The sequence below is a fragment of the Priestia sp. TRN 1309 genome, assembly GCF_050846875.1.
Classification (GTDB): domain Bacteria; phylum Bacillota; class Bacilli; order Bacillales; family Bacillaceae_H; genus Priestia; species Priestia zanthoxyli.
In genome coordinates this window covers 381,910-401,205 of the sequence record NZ_JBOZGM010000004.1, presented here as the reverse complement: position 1 = coordinate 401,205, position 19,296 = coordinate 381,910, and the positions used below count along the sequence as shown (strand labels likewise).

Below are 19,296 nucleotides of genomic sequence, written 5' to 3'. Positions count from 1 at the left end.
ATCACCAATAAGCACTCTAGAAAGCCACTATTCATGTTGTTACTATCGATGCTTTTATTTTATAGCAGCGCGTATTCTTTTTACTATAAGACTTATCCAATTAACTTACTCAGTACATTATCAATACTTGTGTTTTGGTGGATCATTCTTTTATTACTAAGAGAGATTTATTCTAGAGAAGAAAATGTTTTCTGGAGTCTTTGTTTAATCTATGTAGCGCTATACCACTTTTTGCATTATTTTTTTGATTCATTGGCTCAAAAGAACTTTTGGTATGGGTCTATTTTTTATGTTTATACAAATGTAGGATTACTTCTGCTTGGCTTGTACTACTTCGTGAGAATCTATAAAAATAGAGCCGTACATTAAAATAAATAAAGCTCCTTGTAGATGAATTTTTAAAATTCTTGTTACGTTAAATTTTTTATAACAGATTGCTTTGCAGAAGATCAATTATTTTCCATTATTTAATAAATAGTATTAAATCTCATGGACGCCTTGTATATTTTTATATTATTTACCGCAATTTAAAAGAAAAAGGTGAGGCTGATATAATGGCTAAAATAATTTCATCCTTATGTATTTTGCTGGGGGCTTATGCTCTTATTGTATTCATCGACGTTTTTCAGGGAAACTATATGTTTCAATCGTTTTATAACCTAAAACAATATTTTGTAATTGCACGTGGAGAAGATTATTTTTTGATTGTTTTATTTGCTTTGTTGTTCGTTACTGTTAGCATTTTTCCTGTTTTAAAAAAACAATAGCCTCCCTTGTCATGAAAGGGTAGGCTTTATTTTTTGCTTAATATATGCTGTAATCAGCAATAGGATAGGAATTGCTATATGAAAAGGGAGGTGTAATAAATAAGGAACAACTTTGAGCCCTTCATTTATATGAGCTTGGTAGCTAGGAGCAATCATCAGTGAGGAGAAAAAAATAACACCACCAATTAGATAAATGTTTGTAACAGAAGGTTTCATACGAAACAAATCAGTTGCCCCAATCACGGCACAAAAGAAATAGATGGATATTTTAACAAAACCTAAAATGACCATGAGAATAAGAATAAAGGTATCCAGCCTTTGAATAAAACTGGCTATGTTAATGTAACTCACAGCTGTAAGAGCTGGGAAAGAAGATCTTAAAACAGTCTCTGGTCCGAGTACACATAAAAGAATAATTGAATTAATGGTTAAGACAATCCCTCCTATTATAATGGCGGATAGTCCAATTGTTGCAGCCTGACTTTTTTTATTCAAATAAGGAAGAAGCATAGTAAAGGTAATCAATTCTCCGAAAGGGACAGTAATGCCAAGAGGGACTAACTCTTTCCCTATGTTTCCCCATCCATTTGCTAATACGGGTTGAAGGTTTTCCACTTTGATATAACCTCCTACTACATACAAAACATTTAATATAAAAAGAGTCAGTAAAATAACAACAAAACATAAGCATGTAACTCGTGCGAATGCTTCTATTCCCAAGTGAATACTATAAATTAACACAAAGGTCATGCATATGCCGAGCGTAATAATCGATGTAACATAGTAAGAAGAGCTAATTAGTAATTCTTCAAAATCACGTAGTACTCTAGAAGCAATATAAACAAAATATATAATATAACAAAAGCTGATAGCACTGCCTACGTATTTACCCCAGATTTTAATAAGATAGCCGGTTAAAGGCATATTAGGGTATCTCTTATATAGGGAGATATAGACTAAATACAGTGCACATCCAAAAATAGTAGCCAAAAAGGGAACGATCCATGCATCTTGCTTAGCAGCCTTTCCTATATCTAAAAGCAACGTACTGCCTAATATAAAGATAAACATCATACAAAATAATTGAAACCCATCGATTTTTATTTTAGTCAATGCTTTTTCAGCTCCTCATCTAATTTACCTCATAAGGATTTGTACGCATTCCGGTATTTACGATAGTGACGTTCACATTCATCGATACCTTCGCACTTGAAAATAGACTCTCCCAATTCTGTTTATGCTGACGCCAATAACTAGGGTTGGTTCGAGATAAGCTATCACCAAAGCCAAATATATCTGCCTTTTCTTTTTGTGCGATGCTAATAGTTTTTCTAATTTCCTTTTGTAGTTCATTTTGGATTTCTTTTTCCAACTCTTTTAATACCTTAGGGTTGCTTAAATCTTTTTGGCATGATGTTTCCGTAATTTCTCCCATCACATTCAGATCTGTATGAATAAAAGGTTGTCCACGGCGGATTTTTGTTTTTATTTCACTTTTTATTCCAGTCGCTGTAACTGTGATATTCTCATTTATATTACAAGGGAAAACAAGAGCTGTGCTCTTCACTTCAGACGTAACAAGTTGAACAGATCGAGCTTCATCCCCATCCAGCCATCGAACTAATTTTCCTTTTCTAAACATAGCTAATCCTTTTACCTGCATAGCACTTGGGCTGGTATTCTCTAAATTGCCTGCTTCTTCTGACTGCTGAGAGGGTTTGTTAATATTGATTCCAGGAAGAGATAGATCTTTTCCCTCACTCAAAAGCATAGAAATAACTTCATATGCTTGTACATTACTAACTATTCCATACATTTTTTGATTGTTCTGGGTTGTACTTAGGATACTTTTGACTGGAGTAACCTCAAAAGGTTCAATCACACCAAGCAATTTCTCAGCAGTTCCATCACGCGCAATAAAAACTGGAATACTTGTACGAGCTTGTTTGCCTCGATCCAAGGCATCAAATAATAAGCTAAGACCATTTCTTGCTAACTTTTCACCTACGACGATAAGCGAAAGATGAGAAGTAATATGTTCTCTTGGAATGACGACAGAGGCTTTTTTTAATGCTTCCACTAACGATTTGGCAGTTACTGTGTAGTTAATGACAGGAAGACCCTGTCCTCCCGACGAACTGCCTTGTGACAAACCACTTGGGTTAATAATCTGATAGGTTACTTTATAGGGTTCTTCCGAATTTTTATTCTCATCAATTCCCAGTCCTATAATGACTCCTATTTGGTTCAATTCTCGATAATTCGAACACCCTGAAACACATAAACAAAGGGCAGTGATCCATAAAAGTGAAAGGTAACTTTTCATTTTTCATCCTCATTCATCTTTATGTGGCTTCTATTTATTTTGTTGTTTTCTTAAAAGAGATGGTAAAGAGAATCGAGCTAAAGTATCCTTTTGCTCTTTAAAATCAAAGGGGGCAAAAGGTGAAAAGTAGGGGACACCGAAAGATCTTAGACTACTTATATGAAGCCATATACATAAGGTCATAAGCAAAATTCCATATAAGCCAATAAATGCTGAAATTAGAATCAAGATAAATCGAAAGCCCCGGGCCGCATTGACAATGCTAGTAGATGGCAGTGTAAAATTGCTGATGGCAGAAATAGCAACAATGATCACAACAGCCGCTGATACAAAACCTGCTTCTACAGCTGCTTGTCCTAAAATCAGTGCTCCTACAATGGAGACTGCTGGTCCGATTGCTCTAGGCATTCGGATTCCTGCCTCTCGCAACATCTCAAAAGCTAGTTCCATCACTAATATTTCTACAATTGCTGGAAAAGGAACTCGTTCTCTTTGAGCCATTAAGCTGACCATTAATGTGTTTGGAATAAGTCCCTGATGATGCGTAATCAATGCTAAATAGATAGCAGACGCATACATAGAAAGAAAAAAAGAACCAAATCTCAAGATCCTTAAAAAGGAAGCAATATAATAATTTTGATAATAATCTTCGGGAGACTGAAAAAATTGAGAAAAAATAGCGGGTGCAATTAAAACAAAAGGTGTTCCTTGTACAATAATAGCAATTCGTCCCTCTAATAAATTTCCTACAACGGCATCAGGTCGTTCTGTATTTAATAGAAGTGGAAAAATAGTGGTCCTATCATCCCGGATAAATTCTTCAATATAGTTCGACTCAAGGATCCCATCTACCTCAATCCCTTTTAAACGTTCTTTGATTTCTTCTACAATACGTTCATCTGCATTTCCTTGAATATACATGATTCCTATATCTGTGTGAGTTACGCTTCCAATTTTCATGCTGTCTAAACGTAAATTAGAATCCTGAATTCTAGCTCGTATTAAAGAAGTATTCGTCCTTAAATTCTCTGTGAAACTATCTTTAGGTCCCCTAACAACCGTTTGACTGGTTGGTTCTGTTACTGCGCGGGACTGAAGTTTTTTTGTATTGCCAATGAAAATTTTAGAACTTCCATTCATTAGTATGACCGTATCACCAGTTAAAACTGCTGACACAAATTCATGCCAATTCTCTTTTATAGTCAATTGAGATACAGTCAACATCTGAGGTATTTGTTCTTCTATCTCTTCGACGGTTACTACTTGATTACTTTCTTTAAACCACTGAATAAGAGGAGTCATGATATTCTCATTTATAATGTTTTCATCTGCTAATCCGTCAAGGTGAATAACGGCTGCTTTTAACGTGTTTTGATGCGGAGACTCAACCATTCGAAACGACACATCAGAACTATTTCCTAATTCGTTCAATAGCCTCTCTATATTTTTATTTACATCATCATATAAGGGAGTTGCTGAACAAGCTGTTGTCTTTTTTTTATTAGGGCTTTTCAGAAGATATCTTTGTCGCACGTTTTACCACCTTTTATATGAGTGAATATTTGTTATACAACGAGTAACGTTATCATTCCTATAAAATGTAAAAAATATGTACGTGAGGAAAATACACAAAATAAAATGCTAGTATTACTTTATACCCAGTGACAGATCAGAAGATATTGTTTTAAGAATTAAGTAATTGGAGAGAAAAGCACATCGTATTTCTCTGTATATCTGATGTTTTTATTGCCGATATCGTACATTATGATAACTAAAAATGAAGTGAATATTCAAATTGGTTGATTCCAAAATTCCCAATGCAAAAGAATAAAAAGCCCTCTCTTAAATATAAGTGCTTAGAGATTGGGCTTTTGTATAGGAATATGTTCAGCATTATAAGTGAATTTCTACTTGGAATGCTTTTCTCTTCTATGCCTTAACAGTCTGTTTTTTTACAGGAATGTAGATGTCAATCTCTTTATTTTCTGAGCCATAACATCTTTTGTCGTACAGTTCAAATTCCATTGATCCGTAGTGCTCATAACCCGATTCAGGGAACCATTCTGTAAAAACATAATTCCACGTGGACTGAATGGAAGAAGTAAAAGATTCTTCATTTGATTTTGGTGTAGTAAATACGGCATATTCTAGTTCAGGGAAGCTTCTGTAAACTGTTCCTTCAGGTGCTGGAGTGTCTTTCTCAACTTCCATACCAATTACATAAACAAACTCACCCGTTTCAGGATTAAAGTCAGTGCAAATACCAAGCTCAACGTTTTTGTTTATGGGATGGGGTATTCTAGAGCCTAATCCATTTTGCATGTACTGTTGCCAAAATTCAGGAATGTCTTTATTATTCTGGCTACCCTCGTTCTTTGTTTTTAGCTCATATCCAATGACATAAAAAGCAGGTTTAGTGACTAGTTTTGGTTCCATCTTATTTCCTCCTGACAAAATTGTGGTATTTAGGTAGGCTTTTCCTCGCAGAGGTCCAGATATTCTTCTTGCGTTACGGTATTGTTTGGGTGAAACATCATAAAATTTTTTGAACGCTCTGTTAAAAGACTCCTGATAGTGGAAACCAACATCAAGTGCGATATCAATGACTTTTTCATCTGTGAAAAATAAGCGTTCTGCTGCGCGCGTAAGTCTTCGTTTCCTCACATAATCCATCACTGATTCTCCAACCATGGCTTGGAAGACACGGTGATAATGAAAAGGAGAAAAACAGGCAATTTCTGCTAACTTTTCTAAAGTGATTTGTGTCTCCAAATTCTCCTCAATGTAATCCAGCGTTCTCTGTATACAAGTTACATAATTCATTTACATTCACCTACCTTACGTTCACTATAACAGCAAACAAATCTTTGTTCTTAACATTTTTTGCTATATTTAATTAGGTGGGGGGACTTTTCCAATATACGCCTCTAGATGTATAGTCCTAAGAGGATTTTAATGTTAAAATTTTCTGTGTAAATTAATGGAAAAAATACATTGTTAAAGGGAGCGTTTGAATTGAAAAAACTTTGTTTTAGCTTAATAATTATTTTTTTATTAGGCGCTTGTTCTTATCAGGAAAGTACAAAAGAAGCTAGTGGAAAAATTGTATTACCAACTTCCATATTTAGTTCATCGAAAAATAATGCCTTAATTGATGAAAAGGAAATGAAAGAAAGTATAAAGACATACTTAGATACTAGCGAAGATTTATCCAATATCAGTGACCAATTTGAAGAAATTATGGATTCTGATCAACAGCTAACTAAAGCTGAAGCGAAAAAACTCGAACAACTAAACGATCTGGTCAGAGAAAATGATCGTAACTTTTCCACCTATATCTCGCACAATACTCTACCAGAAGGATATAAAAAAGAGTCAGAGAGAATTAGCCGTTTTATTAAGGGTTCCAATCAAATTTTGGATGAACTGGATCAAGCAATCGATGACATGGTTGAGCATATGAGTGAAGGAGATTTTTCTGAAACAGAAATTGAGTCACTTATGAATAAAAATAAAAGTGTAAATGGAAGAGAGCAGATAAAGATAGAGAGTTTCCTAGATGACAAAAATATTGATACAAAAGCTTTTGGACGAAAGAGTTAAAACATTTTAATAGATTTTCTTTGGTTAGGGGGAGTTTACTATTGGAATAGTTAAGTCTACAAACAAACTTGCATTTTCTATTATCTATTTAGTCTTCGGTACAGCTTTGGGGATAGCAACCAAATATTTAGATACTGTTGCAGGTGTTGATGGAAGTTGGCGGATGAACATCCTTCCATATTTTGGAGGTTTGTGTTCGAGGACAGGGATTTGGGTACTGATTGCTACCCTTATAGCTGCGTATAGTAAAACCAAAATTAGTGCGGCTCTTAATACATTCATGTTCTTTATAGGAATGCTAACAGGCTATTATATATATTCCGCTTTTTTATTTGGATTTTTTCCAACTAGTTATTTTTTACTGTGGGGAAGTATCGCACTAGCGTCTCCGTTTCTAGCAGCTATTGTATGGATGGCTAAAAATAATTTACGTCTGGCTTGGATATTACCAGCTTTGCCTATGGGGTTATTGTTAAGTCTTTCTTTAGCGGTTGGAATATTTTATATACATGTAAACTATATTGAAGAATTCATTATGTATGCTGTTTTATGCGTAGTCTTTTACGAAACTCCAAAGCAGCTAGCGGCAACAATTGCTGTTTCGTTTATTATTTCGTTTATTATCAAACAAGTAAGTCCCTTTCACTTTTGATTTAGATTAAGATTTTTGTTTTTTAATGAACGTTTACTAGGGGAAAAGAAGATTTTGGTAACTAACTATACATACAATTTAAAGTGTTTTTTACATATATATTCTTTAAAATACAGTAATTAGGAAACTTTTAGAGGAGTAATTCGTATAAAAGGTAGGAGGTGATGGATATTAACACTGAAAAACGTCTGGATGAAATTGAAAGAAAATTAGATGATTTACATAATAAGATAAGTAATCAAGAAAATAGAGCAAAGTATAAACCTATCTTTACAGTTGTACTCATTCTATCTGCAATTCTCATATTTTTTGTGCTGATAGGTGTTGTAAGTTTTTTCACAGGTTAATTTTTTTACTAGTCTCTCAGAATTATTTCTGGGAGACCTTTCATTGTTTAAACTAACGGCAATTTGTTTTGTATAGAATATGCCTGAGGATAAAAGGGGATAAAATTATAATGGAAAGTGAAAAGAAACGTTCCGCATTTAGCGCATCTTTCAAAATCTACGATCAGTTTTTAAAAAAGATCTTACATATGTTCTTTACTAGATAATATTCTATGCGGCGTTAACTAAAAATATATAGTTTAATACAATATAAGTTAGTAAAAATGACATTATACTGTTTACATGGAGGACGAGGATGAGAAAGTTTTGTATTGCTTTATTTAGTCTTTTCTTTTTTGTTTCATTAGTTGGATGTCAAAGTAAAGTTGAGGATCCTTTAGAGTTTTCAGGTGAAACTCAAAGCTGGTCAGCTACTATTACGTTATATCCCGTTGAAAATAGTAAAGAAACAGCTCAAATTAACTTAAATTATCTAGGTAGTAAGGTAGAAAACGTAGGGGATTTTGGAATTAATTTAGACACTTCAAATAATCAAAATGGAATTGCAGTGAGAGACGCAAGGTTAAATGAAGAAGGGAATTTTAAAGAGAAAGTAAAGGTTGACGCTAGTGAAGGTATAACGAAATCTAAACATTTGATTTTAACTGTTAAATGGAATGACAAATCAGAAGATGTTGTTTTAAAAGGTAAGTAATTCGAGAGAAAAAGTACCCCATACTCATCTATATCAAGTATTCCCCCAGGTCTTCAGAGTAGGGGCACTATACGAACATTTTTAAAAATCTAATAGAGGATTATTAATGCTCACTTCCGTCTATTTCGTCTTATTTTTACGTAAGTAGTGGGTGATGTACCAATGACGTTCCTGCATGAATCTAATGCTTTGACTTGAAAATAGGGACCACCTGCCTCAGCATGAATATCTGTTTCAAATCCAGTACGAGGGGTACTAAATACCACTACTGACAATTTAAAAGGTGTTGGTCCCGCCAGCACCTGCCAAGCGACTGTTTCTGTTGAACCATTCCATGATGCGTAAACTGTAGCTTCACCGTCGCGCAATAAGTCTACAGTTATGCTAGGCGGATAAAGTGGGAGACCTACCCACTTATTTTTAAAGGCTCGATACGAAAGATTCTGATTTGGATACTGCATATCATATAACAAATTAAATGAAGGGTTTCTCCGTGTATTGCCAGCGTTCCTAAATTCCGAAAGGTACGGTTCTTGTCCCCACCCAATGAGTTGATTTCCATTGGAAAGCTTTTGCGCATTTCCTTGACTTGGAACATATAAAGCAGGGTCATGATAATATGTTCGATCTACATTTGCAACCTTGTGTTTATAATCTAAGTGAAGAATTAAACCACGCGCTTGCCCTTGAGGTGGAGAATCAGGAGAAGCACAGCAGGCATTGTCAAACAAGCTTATCCTGTTTTCGGACCTGTAGCGCGCATCATGCTGCCAAGAAAATTTAGCGTTCGGTCCAAGCCTAAAATCACTTTGCTTTCCACCAAGTTGCCAAATTACCTTTCCCGTTTCTTTGTCAATATTATAAATAGCCCACATACTACGCATGCTCACTAAAAGTGTATTGTTTGGACCTTCTTCGACTGAATTTACGTGGTAACAATCCCATATATTGTTAGAGCTTGTTGCGGATGAAGCAGGTACCATCGAATCAGCTGGATTAATATGTTTAAGTACATCCCAAAAGAAAAGAAGCTCTCCCGTCTCAATGTCTACTTCTTGAATAGAGTAATTACTAAAATACCCGTTTAAGGGTCCTCCATACTTAGATAAATCTGCAGGTACTTGTTTTACCGCCGTAAATAAAGCCGTATTCCGTTTGGTGATTGTAAACTCGTGCAAATCAGAAGTAAACCCTTTTTTAGCAAATAACTTTTTAATGACCTCATAATGCTGATTGATAATTTGAAAATAAGCACCAGGCTCAGGTTCACCTACTGGAAGGTTAGGGTTTGAAGTTTGAGTGCCTGAAATTGTCCCTTGCCACATCGTAAGAACAGGGTTCCCGCAGTATATTTGTACTCGAAAGTCTGTATTTTGGATATACCTACTAGCAAGTGGTCTAAACCACACTGGATTACCCGTCTGATCCATAATTAGTGCGCCAGTCTGTCCAATCATCGCTGCTCCATATACCGTATAAGGTGCAACAAATAATAGGCCGGGAGCTGTTCCAGGCTTATTAGTATTAATGGTAACCTTCATGGGATGTAAATTAGGAGCTGAAACAAAATTCCATACTTGCGGGTTTGGATGATCAGTGGATGATTGTGAATTAAAATTATCCATTCTCACTCTCATCTCCTCTAACTTTTATTAGTAAACACTGTCTCTTGAGCTATTAATATGTCATTCGCTTCAAAATATGTACATACATTTTAGGTTTACTGGTGTCTTTTGTTTATTTGAAACGGTTATATGTAAGGTAGATAAAATAAATATAAAAAACGAGCTCTTAGTAGATAAGAGCTCGTTTTTCTTGTTCATATACGATTATATATTATCAATACAGCAATACTTTAATTGTGTTTAAAGTTGAAAACCATGCAAAAGAAAAGCAAATTTTTGTGTATATATTATTCGTCAAGATTTAAAAAGACGATCAAGCTTTGTCTTTATGTAAGCTGAAATTTTCATCTTTTTCTTGAAAAAATTCTATAAAAGGTAAAAACTAAAGCCTATCGCAATGTAGGTACCAACAAGTAAAACACCTTCGAACCAGTTGGAATCACCATCGTTCACAACGGTCACCGTCATGAGAGCGGCAAGAATCATCGCAATCATTTCCGCTGTATTAAACACAAGAGGCAAGAAATCATACAAGTATGAGAACAGAACAAGTATAGGAGCAACAAACATGGCCGTTTGGACGGTTGAACCAATGGAGATCTCCACCATTACGTCCATTCTGTTATTATAGGCCATGGCAATTGCTGACACGTACTCTGCAGCACTTCCCACTATGGCGACAACAATAATTCCAATAAAAACGTGACTCCAGCCTAAAGCAGCACCTACTGGCTCAATGGTGCCAACAAGTTTCTCACTAATATAAGCTAGTACAATTGTCGCCAGTCCAAGCACAACGATTGCTTTCTTTTTTCCCCATTCTGGTTCCTCTCCATTTTCTTCTGCGTTTCCGGTGAAAATCCCTTTATGCGTGACAAGTTTAAAAAGAAGAGCAAGCAGGTAAATGGTCAGCATCACAATAGCAAAAGAAGTGGATAGAACCTGCATATCTTTATCATCCAAGCGTTTTGCAAAGATAAACGGCAATACAAAAGTTACGATAATAGCAAACATTAAGAGGGAAGTATTATGTCGTGTTTTAAACACACTAAATTTTTGCTTTTTAAATCGAATACCTCCAACGATCATGGATATTCCACTGGCAAAAAGAAGATTAACAAGAACTGCTCCCGTAATGGAGGAAATGACGATTGTATTTAATCCTTTACTTAATGCAAAAAATGAAATAATAATTTCTGCAGCGTTGCCAAACGTAGCATTCAGTAATCCGCCTGCTGTTGGACCTACTACAACGCTAAGGCTTTCAGTGGAACGTCTAATGTAATTAGCCAAACTAATTAATGTCACGCAATAAATAAAAAACATGAAAATATAATTCCAATTAAACATGCTGCCAATAATTGAAAGAGGTACACCAACAATCATAAAAATAAAAAAGACTTTATTCATATTTTCCTCCATGGTCATTTATAGATCCTATAGCAAGAAGAGAAGCTCTATATTATCTTAGCGTTTTTATTAATATAACTCTTAAGACTTTTGTTATTCACATGGAGAGTGCAACTAGCAATTAACTCGATGCATAGAAAGAGAACATACGTAATAGCTGCTACAAAAGGAGACTAAAGTTAAAAAAAGAAAAGAACCTTACAAGATCAAACGTTATGAACTCCTCAGCATAAGCTTCAAAGTATACTGAATAGTCTTTTCTGAATAACTAATATGTATCTTTTATATGTTCAAAAGATATGAATTTTTCAAACGTCTATAATTGACGTTTTCGTTAACGTTAAGTTTGGGTAATGTAGTTTATAGAGTTAAAAATAATTAGAAGGAAGCACCATTTAAATATGATTCAAACTGGTCATTATCATTAAAGGAGAGAGCTATCATGTATACACTTGGAGAACTATTAGAGCAAAGAGCTAAACAATCTGCTGAAAAAGAGGCTTTAATTTGGAGTACATCTTTCCATACATTTAAAGAATATAATGAACGTGTCAATCAGCTGGCTCATTACCTGTTAAGCCATAATGTTAAAAAAGGAGATCGAATCGCAATTCTATGTCAAAATAATCATCCGTTTCCTACCATTCTGCTAGCTGCGTTAAGAATTGGAGCCGTAGCGGTTCCTATTAGCTGGCAGCTGACGAAGTACGAAATTATCGATATTTTAGACAGTGCACAACCTAAAGTTATTTTCTACGACCAAAAATTTCATGAGGTTATTCCTTTTGATTCTGAAATATTAAATGACGTTATTACTTTACAAGTAGGAAGAGAAAATAGTGTGGAGACAGTTGAAGAATATAATGACATTTTTTCTGCGTATTCTATACTAAACCCAAATATACGGGTCTCTCAAGATGACATTGCGATGCTTCTTTTTACTTCTGGAACAACTGGCAATGCAAAGGGCTGTATGATTGAGCATGGTCACGTGTATTCTTATATACAACCATCGAGTCAACGAATAGACTATGAAGAGGATGGTCGATTTCTTGCCTCGCATCCTTTTTATCATATGAGTTCTATTAACAATATTTTAAAATCTGTTTCCAACGGAATGGGGTTGTTTCTGTTGTCAGATCCTACACCAGAAATCATGTGGGAAACGATTGAAACTCACGAGATCACTATGATGCTAGCGTTTCCTTCTATGTATATGCAAATGCTTGAAAGAGTGAAAAATGCAGAGTCAAAGAACTCTTCACTAAAGGTTGCTATTGCAGGAGGGGCCAAAGTTCCTGCTTATCTTATTAAGGAGTATGAAAAGTTAGGCATTAGAATGATCCAAGGGTATGGAAGTACAGAAGCATGGACAGTGAGTGTATGGACACCGGATATGGGAAATGAAAAAATTGAATCGGCGGGTAAGCCTCTTTCCGGTGTAGAAGTAAAAATCATTGATCCTGAGTCAGGACAAGAAGTAAAAACAGGGGAAGTTGGAGAAATTATTATAAAAAGCCCCTATTGTTTTAAAGGCTATTGGCATAATCAAGAGGTGACTGACAAAGTTCTTAGAAACGGCTGGTTCTATATGGGGGACGCTGGAAAGATAGATCAAGACGGCTTTTTATATATTATGGGACGCTATAAAGATGTTATCGTATATGGCGGTGATAATATCTATCCCGATCAGGTCGAAGAAATCATTGAGCAAATAGGTACGGTTATAGAAGCTGCTGTAGTAGGAGTAGAAGATCCTGTTTATGGAGAAAAACCTAGAGCTTATGTAGTAAAGGATCCTCATTCTTCTTTAACAAAAGAAGATATTCTAAACTATTGTAGTGATCGTCTAGCAAGTTACAAAGTTCCGGAAGTTTATTTTATTGATCAACTCCCTAAAAACCAGCTCGGTAAAGTATTAAAAAGAGAGCTAAAATGAAGAGGGTTAAAAGCGCGGACTGAATGCAGCCCGCGCTTTTATAATTTAATAGAAGTAATATCATTTTAACGCAAAAATGTTAAGTAGAAAGTTTCCTGATATCAGAGTAACAAATACAAAGTGTATTTTCATATTCAGATTCGTATCCTGTAAATACGAGATTTCTTTCTTTATCATCGTAGTGAAATCCGAATTTCTTTAAATCATCTTTCAAGATATCTTCACTAATTTTAATGGAAGAAGCAATACCTTCATAAGAAGCACCATTATTTAGCTTTTGAACAATCTCACCTATTAACAAGTTACGACCTCCAGTAGCATATGTTTCTTCAGTAATAATTTATCCTAAATAGCTGCTTTTATGAAAGTTGTGCGGAAAGCCATTCTAGATTATTAAAATTTGCATTGAGTGCTTCGTTTGCTAATTAGTGAATTAATTATGTTTTTTCTTTTTACGCTAATCATTAAAACAATAAATGAAAAAAATACTCACAAAAAATCCAACGAAGAGACCAATGAGACTTTCTGATTGAAAATCTTTTCCCCCAATTATTTGGCCGTAAATGATTCTGAATATCACACCAAAAAAAGAAAGAACAACAGCCGTTGTGGTAATACGTAAAAAGTTAATAAAATCACACCTTTTTACAAAGTGTATTCCCCTTTTTAATACATTTAAAGTTAAGACTGATTATAGGAGGTTCTAAAGTGCAAGTGAGAATATCACTTAGAAAACACAATAAATAATACAAATATGGAACTTTTATGAAATTCGTTCGTAAAAGATATAGGAGGCGATAATATGGATATATCAAGTGTTAATTGGGCGGACGTAGCTTTTCAAATCTTTTGGTTAATTTTATTGGTTTCTTTAGGTTTGTTTATTTATAAAGTCGTTCAAGTTAAAAAAAGAAATAAACGTTTTGTTAAGAATGAATGATCCTTTTATACATAAAGATGTGAATGGAGTATTCAAGCAAAAGAGGTGTCTTTTTGAGAAAATTGATAAAAAAATATTCATTTATCTGTACAGGATTCTTATTTGGTTATTTTCTTTTACTGATTTTAGGCTTAGATGTTTCTATTAGTATGTTTAAAGTGTTTATACCAGTAGCAGCTGTAGGACTGTTGCTTGGAGAAATTATAAATATGACTTTTAATCATCATCAGACTAATATGAACTAACATTATAATTCCGCTCAAAAATTACATAAAAACAAATAAAAGCATAAGACAAGAAAGGTAGAGTATATATGGCTTGTTGCAATCATTGCAATTACAAATGGAACGCTAAAAATGTATGGTTACTTGGGTTTTCTAAGAAAGGAAAGAAGTGTCCTAAATGCCATACCAGACAATTTATCTCCTTTAAAGGTGCTGGTTCTTTAATGGGACTAGGTTATTTAAGTGGGATTGTTGCTATATCTCTCATTGGTTTATTTCCGTTTATCGTAAAGCTAACAGATAAAGAAGAGCACAGATGGAAGTAAATTAAAAAAGCAAAGAGAATATTAATATTCTCTTTGCTTTTTTCTTGGTTTTACATTCATAGAAGCCATATAGTAAATCAATTATAAAACACCTTTGTTTTACTACTTAATTCTCTTTTTCTGATACCACTTCAGCTTTACCTGGCCAGAAAGCAAATCTTCCTAAAACCGTAGTGATCGCAGGTACAAGGAATGGTCGCACAATAAATGTATCTAACAGAACACCTAAAGCCGTGATAATTCCGAACTGAACCAGAACTTGAATAGGCAGTGTTGCTAGAACCGCGAATGTAGCAGCTAAAATAATTCCAGCTGATGTGATAACACCGCTTGTTTCACTTACGCCTTCTTTAATCGCTTGTTTTAACGGCATATATTTCTTTTTCTGCCAGATGCTTGAGATCATAAAAATATTATAATCCTCGCCAAGCGCCACTAAGAATACAAATGCATATAAAGGAATCGCTCCTTGGATAGCATCTGCTCCCATGATATTGTGGATGATGAGCCAGCCTAAGCCTAAAGCTGCACTGTAAGAGAGGATAACGGTTCCCACTAAATAAAGCATAGCTACAATAGAACGCAAGTAAGCCACTAGCAGCAGCGATATAAAAATAATAATTAACGGGACAATAATATTGTTGTCTTTATCACTAACAGTCATCGTGTCATATTGCGTCGCTGTTTGACCGCCAATCCATACTTTGGATTTTACTGAGGGAACTCCGGACTGTGACAGTGCCTTTTCGGCTGCATCTTTCAAGTCTGGAATAGCCTCCATAGCTGTTATACTATATGGATTTACATTAAACGTGACGTCATATACCTTTAAATCCTTATTACTTTTACCACTTTGAGGTGCAGAAACGGTACTAATAAGATCGTTTTTCTTTAACTCTTTTTCTAGATCTACCGATTTTCCTTCTGTATCAATTACTACTTGTGCTGGTGCTAGTTCACCAGGAGAGTAAGCGTCAGAGATAATCGTAAATCCTTCACGAGAAGGCATATCTTCAGGGAAAGAAGACAATAAATCATACGTGTACTTGATTTGACTAGAGTATATGGATAAAGCTCCAAAAAAGACTAGACAAGCTACAATGATTGTCCATGGTTTAGTCGTAACCACATTACCAATCCAATTCCCGAAACGGTTTTTCTCTTTTCGGTCACGCACCGGTTTTCCTTTCTTTTTCGCCAATTCTTCTTCCATTTCAGGAGTGCGAGGAACAAAAGGATAAAAAGAACCTCTTCCCATAACTGCAAGCAGGGCAGGAATAAGAGTTAAGCTCGCTAATCCCATAATAAGAATAGATAAACTAAACGGGATTGCAAAACGGTGGTAAGCCCCGTACTTTGCCACGATTAAAGCTAAAAGAGAGATGACAACCGTAAAGCCACTCATCGCTATAGCACCTGAAGCACCTTTAAAGGCGTTGATAAGTGCTTGTCTCTTATCTTTTACTTTGCGAAGCTCATCGCGATAATGAGAAATTAAAAATAAACAATAGTCTGTTCCGGCTCCAAATAACAAGACCGTCATAATGGATATGGACTGTGAATCGACCGTAATCCATCCTTTATCTGCTAAAATACCGAGAATTGGACTCAGCACCCCATAGGCAAAACCTACACCGATCAAAGGAATAATCGCTAAAATTGGGGAACGATAAATTACAAGAAGTAAAATTAAGACTAATAAAACTGTCGCAATTAGTAACGAAACGTCTGCTCCTTCAAATAGGCTGGTTGCATCTACTTGAATTCCTACAGGTCCTGTAACGCGCGTGCTTAGCTTATCTTTTTCATCGATATCCGTCGCAAACGAATCGTATGAAACATTCTCTTTTACTTGTTTTTTAATCGTATCTAGGTTTTTTTCTAGTACATCCGTTTCAACGTTTTCTTCAAAGAAAATAGGCTGTACAAGAGTTGTTCCGTCTTTCGAAACCATCTTTTGCAGAGCTGCTAACGGTAATTTATGCAAAGGCGGAGTAGACGTTTGTGCTTCTAATGGTTTCTTTTCTAAATCCGCCGCCATTTGCTGAATAGATTTTAGATCATCATTATTCAAACCTGATTCTTTGTGCCATGTAAGTAAGGCAGGAACCCCTGATGAATTAGGGAATTCTTTCTTTATAAGATTTTCAGCTTCTACGGAAGGTGAATTCTCACTTAAGTTTGGTGCATTGTTTACTTCCGTCTTATTCACAGCAGGCCAAGCAATCGTGAGGACTACAGTTGCCAAAATCCATACGGCAATTACAATCCATCGACTCACTTTCCCAGTCATATATCGACTGAATGTTGCTAAAGGTGATTCTTTCATTAATTCTCCCTCATTTCCAAATCTGTTTGTTTCTATTACAATATATATAGAACCTTCAATAATTATATATACCAGAAGGTTAATTAATCAACTAGTTTAAATGTGCCAATTTCTTGAACTAGAAGGAGGGCCCTTATGAATACGAATCAGACACCGAAAAAAAAGCCTGGCAGACCTAAAATAACAACTGAAAATAATATAACGAGAGAGCAAATTTTGAAAACAGCTGCTCATTTATTTATGGCATACGGGTACGAAAAAGTTTCAATGGAGCAAGTGGCTGAAGCGAGCGATGTGACCAAGGCCAGCGTTTACTACTACTTTAAAAATAAGGCAACTTTGTTTACAGTTTCCGTATCAAGCATGTTCCAACGTATTACAAAACAGACGGAGAAATTATTGCAAAACTCCAATGGGTTAAAACACAGATTATATGAGGTAACATTGGATCATTTAAAGCGGCCGCATATTGATTTTGAAACATTATTACAAGAAGCGACTTCGTCGCTTACAGAAGATCATATTCGTGAAATTCGTGAAGCAGAGAAAGCGATACATGAGGCATTAGAGAACGTATTCAAACAGGCCGCAAACAACGGTGAAATTGTCGTAACAAGCCCTCGCTTGCTTGCGCATACATTTTCTATGGTCACAATGATTCGGAATAAAAAAGAATTAATAACTGAATTAGGAGGCCCTGAAAAAACGGCTCAGGCTCTAGTAGATCTTTTTTGGGTAGGGATTAGTCCTAATTGACCCGTTTTATTGCATGGTACAAAGAAGAAATAAAGAACGGCTAAAAAATATTGATGAATATTTTTTAGCCGTTCTTTTCATTGGTCGCAAGCACTTTGTAAAAAAAAGCCTGAAATAATAGCGATTACCTATTAACCATCCAACTTATAGAGATGTTGGCCCGAAGTTTTCATTAATCATGTAAAAAAGCGACGTTATATGATAAAAAACGTAAAAATTTAATAATTTGGTTTTTATTTGTATTTAAAGAAGTATTTTATAGAAGGTTAGTGTTAAAATAATGAAAATCCTATCTTTTAGGGTTGCCTTTAGCATATATGGTTATTCTATTGTAAACAAAACCTTTAGCATAGCAGCTTACATTTTGGAAAGGGGAGAAGCGGATGGAATCTATTTGGCTCGAATACGTATGGGCATTATTGATTCTAATTGGATTAGAAGGATTATTATCAGCTGACAATGCTCTTGTACTGGCAGTTATAGCCAAGCATTTACCCGAGGATCAGAAAAAAAGAGCGATTAATTACGGAATTCTGATGGCATTTATTTTTCGATTTGGAGCTCTTTTTGCCATTTCATTTATCGCCAATGTCTGGTGGATACAGGCCATAGGAGCCGTTTATCTCCTGTATCTAGGTTTGAAGCATGTCATTCAGGCGCGGTTTGGGAAACATAATGAGAATATTCATGATGATGATGAGAAGGAGTCTGCTGGAAAGGGGTTCTGGCCAACAGTGGGGAAAATTGCGTTAGCTGACCTTGCTTTTGCCATAGATTCTATTTTAGCTGCAGTGGCCATAGCTCTTGGGCTTCCGGATTCACAGTTTGGAGAAATCGGTGGGATGGATGGAGGACAGTTTGCAGTTGTAGTTCTTGGAGGAGTTGCAGGTCTTATCTTAATCAAGTTTGCAGCAACCTGGTTTGTAAAACTTCTCGAAAAGCGACCTGCCTTAGAAACGACAGCATATGCAATTGTTGCCTGGGTCGGTGTGAAACTTGCGGTTATTACTTTTGCGCATAAAGATATCGGGGTCTTAGATTCTCATTTCCCTCATAGCACCGCTTGGACCTTGATTTTCTATGGAGTATTAGTTGGTATCGCGCTATTGGGTTGGTTTGCACCGGGCAATAAGTCATCAGAAAAATCATCGGCTTAAAAGTAATTGAGCGTAATGCGCACCCTGAATTTACTAATTACCCTTACTCTTCCCGTCAAAATGGATCCCTATTTCAGCATTTGAAAGGATGTTTAGATTCTATACAAAAGTGAGTTTTGCTGGTTCAGGCCTAACGATCAAGTGCGTTAACCCAAGCAGGGTTAACGCACTTTTTAATTGAAACGATTGTGAAAACGAACT

19 protein-coding genes are annotated in these 19,296 nt (G+C 35.5%); 11 read left to right on the top strand and 8 right to left on the bottom strand.

What is annotated here, in order from left to right:
* Positions 1-554 precede the first annotated feature (554 nt).
* The gene (locus tag ACRPLQ_RS18285) at positions 555-767 is read left to right on the top strand and encodes a hypothetical protein (protein ID WP_226313283.1); all 213 of its coding nucleotides are present in this window, start codon (positions 555-557) and stop codon (positions 765-767) included.
* 9 nt (positions 768-776) lie between these two features.
* Here the strand turns inward: ACRPLQ_RS18285 and ACRPLQ_RS18280 are convergent, their stop codons facing one another.
* The 4 genes from ACRPLQ_RS18280 to ACRPLQ_RS18265 form a co-directional block, all read right to left on the bottom strand.
* Entirely contained in the window at positions 777-1,880 is a 1,104-nt protein-coding gene (locus ACRPLQ_RS18280) for a GerAB/ArcD/ProY family transporter (protein ID WP_033578576.1), read from the bottom strand.
* Between the two features lie 19 nt (positions 1,881-1,899).
* Entirely contained in the window at positions 1,900-3,093 is a 1,194-nt protein-coding gene (locus ACRPLQ_RS18275; RefSeq protein WP_432236207.1) for a Ger(x)C family spore germination protein, read from the bottom strand.
* A 30-nt stretch (positions 3,094-3,123) separates the two neighbouring features.
* Complete coding sequence (locus ACRPLQ_RS18270) at positions 3,124-4,626, bottom strand: spore germination protein (RefSeq protein ID WP_034265040.1); 1,503 nt, start codon at positions 4,624-4,626, stop codon at positions 3,124-3,126.
* 396 nt (positions 4,627-5,022) lie between these two features.
* On the bottom strand, positions 5,023-5,916 hold the full coding sequence (locus tag ACRPLQ_RS18265) for an AraC family transcriptional regulator (protein ID WP_033578579.1): 894 nt from the start codon (positions 5,914-5,916) through the stop codon (positions 5,023-5,025).
* 192 nt (positions 5,917-6,108) lie between these two features.
* On the opposite strand from ACRPLQ_RS18265, the gene ACRPLQ_RS18260 reads away from it, so the two are divergent.
* The 4 genes from ACRPLQ_RS18260 (at position 6,109) to ACRPLQ_RS18245 (ending at position 8,389) form a co-directional block, all read left to right on the top strand.
* A complete protein-coding gene (locus ACRPLQ_RS18260; protein WP_221818228.1) occupies positions 6,109-6,696 on the top strand; it encodes an NDxxF motif lipoprotein in 588 nt (195 codons plus the stop codon).
* 163 nt (positions 6,697-6,859) lie between these two features.
* Complete coding sequence (locus tag ACRPLQ_RS18255; protein ID WP_182030646.1) at positions 6,860-7,348, top strand: DUF6518 family protein; 489 nt, start codon at positions 6,860-6,862, stop codon at positions 7,346-7,348.
* A 164-nt stretch (positions 7,349-7,512) separates the two neighbouring features.
* Positions 7,513-7,695: a hypothetical protein gene (locus ACRPLQ_RS18250; protein ID WP_014460704.1), complete on the top strand. Its 183-nt coding sequence runs from the start codon at positions 7,513-7,515 to the stop codon at positions 7,693-7,695.
* Positions 7,696-7,990: 295 nt separating this feature from the next.
* Positions 7,991-8,389 carry a hypothetical protein gene (locus ACRPLQ_RS18245; protein WP_154991491.1) on the top strand — a complete coding sequence of 133 codons (399 nt, stop codon included), beginning with the start codon at positions 7,991-7,993 and terminating at the stop codon, positions 8,387-8,389.
* A gap of 110 nt (positions 8,390-8,499) precedes the next feature.
* Here ACRPLQ_RS18245 and ACRPLQ_RS18240 read toward each other — a convergent pair whose 3' ends face one another.
* Complete coding sequence (locus ACRPLQ_RS18240) at positions 8,500-10,014, bottom strand: arylsulfotransferase family protein (RefSeq protein WP_221818227.1); 1,515 nt, start codon at positions 10,012-10,014, stop codon at positions 8,500-8,502.
* Positions 10,015-10,380: 366 nt separating this feature from the next.
* Entirely contained in the window at positions 10,381-11,424 is a 1,044-nt protein-coding gene (cax, locus tag ACRPLQ_RS18235; RefSeq protein ID WP_432236206.1) for a calcium/proton exchanger, read from the bottom strand.
* 442 nt (positions 11,425-11,866) lie between these two features.
* Here cax and ACRPLQ_RS18230 point away from each other — a divergent pair, with 442 nt between their 5' ends.
* Positions 11,867-13,363 carry a class I adenylate-forming enzyme family protein gene (locus ACRPLQ_RS18230; RefSeq protein ID WP_432236205.1) on the top strand — a complete coding sequence of 499 codons (1,497 nt, stop codon included), beginning with the start codon at positions 11,867-11,869 and terminating at the stop codon, positions 13,361-13,363.
* Positions 13,364-13,442: 79 nt separating this feature from the next.
* Here the strand turns inward: ACRPLQ_RS18230 and ACRPLQ_RS18225 are convergent, their stop codons facing one another.
* The gene (locus tag ACRPLQ_RS18225) at positions 13,443-13,664 is read right to left on the bottom strand and encodes a hypothetical protein (protein WP_165635761.1); all 222 of its coding nucleotides are present in this window, start codon (positions 13,662-13,664) and stop codon (positions 13,443-13,445) included.
* 501 nt (positions 13,665-14,165) lie between these two features.
* Between ACRPLQ_RS18225 and ACRPLQ_RS18220 the strand changes: the two genes are divergently transcribed.
* The 3 genes from ACRPLQ_RS18220 to ACRPLQ_RS18210 all read left to right on the top strand — a co-directional run bounded on the left by ACRPLQ_RS18220 (position 14,166) and on the right by ACRPLQ_RS18210 (position 14,853).
* Positions 14,166-14,303, top strand: a complete 138-nt coding sequence (locus ACRPLQ_RS18220; RefSeq protein ID WP_165635762.1) for a hypothetical protein — start codon at positions 14,166-14,168, stop codon at positions 14,301-14,303.
* Between the two features lie 53 nt (positions 14,304-14,356).
* A complete protein-coding gene (locus ACRPLQ_RS18215; RefSeq protein ID WP_033578587.1) occupies positions 14,357-14,548 on the top strand; it encodes a hypothetical protein in 192 nt (63 codons plus the stop codon).
* 68 nt (positions 14,549-14,616) lie between these two features.
* The gene (locus ACRPLQ_RS18210; RefSeq protein ID WP_154991487.1) at positions 14,617-14,853 is read left to right on the top strand and encodes a hypothetical protein; all 237 of its coding nucleotides are present in this window, start codon (positions 14,617-14,619) and stop codon (positions 14,851-14,853) included.
* Positions 14,854-14,959: 106 nt separating this feature from the next.
* Here ACRPLQ_RS18210 and ACRPLQ_RS18205 read toward each other — a convergent pair whose 3' ends face one another.
* A complete protein-coding gene (locus tag ACRPLQ_RS18205; protein ID WP_432236204.1) occupies positions 14,960-17,182 on the bottom strand; it encodes an MMPL family transporter in 2,223 nt (740 codons plus the stop codon).
* Positions 17,183-17,317: 135 nt separating this feature from the next.
* Between ACRPLQ_RS18205 and ACRPLQ_RS18200 the strand changes: the two genes are divergently transcribed.
* Positions 17,318-17,938, top strand: a complete 621-nt coding sequence (locus ACRPLQ_RS18200; RefSeq protein WP_165635764.1) for a TetR/AcrR family transcriptional regulator — start codon at positions 17,318-17,320, stop codon at positions 17,936-17,938.
* Positions 17,939-18,321: 383 nt separating this feature from the next.
* Positions 18,322-19,095 carry a TerC family protein gene (locus ACRPLQ_RS18195; RefSeq protein WP_033578590.1) on the top strand — a complete coding sequence of 258 codons (774 nt, stop codon included), beginning with the start codon at positions 18,322-18,324 and terminating at the stop codon, positions 19,093-19,095.
* Positions 19,096-19,296: the final 201 nt, after the last annotated feature.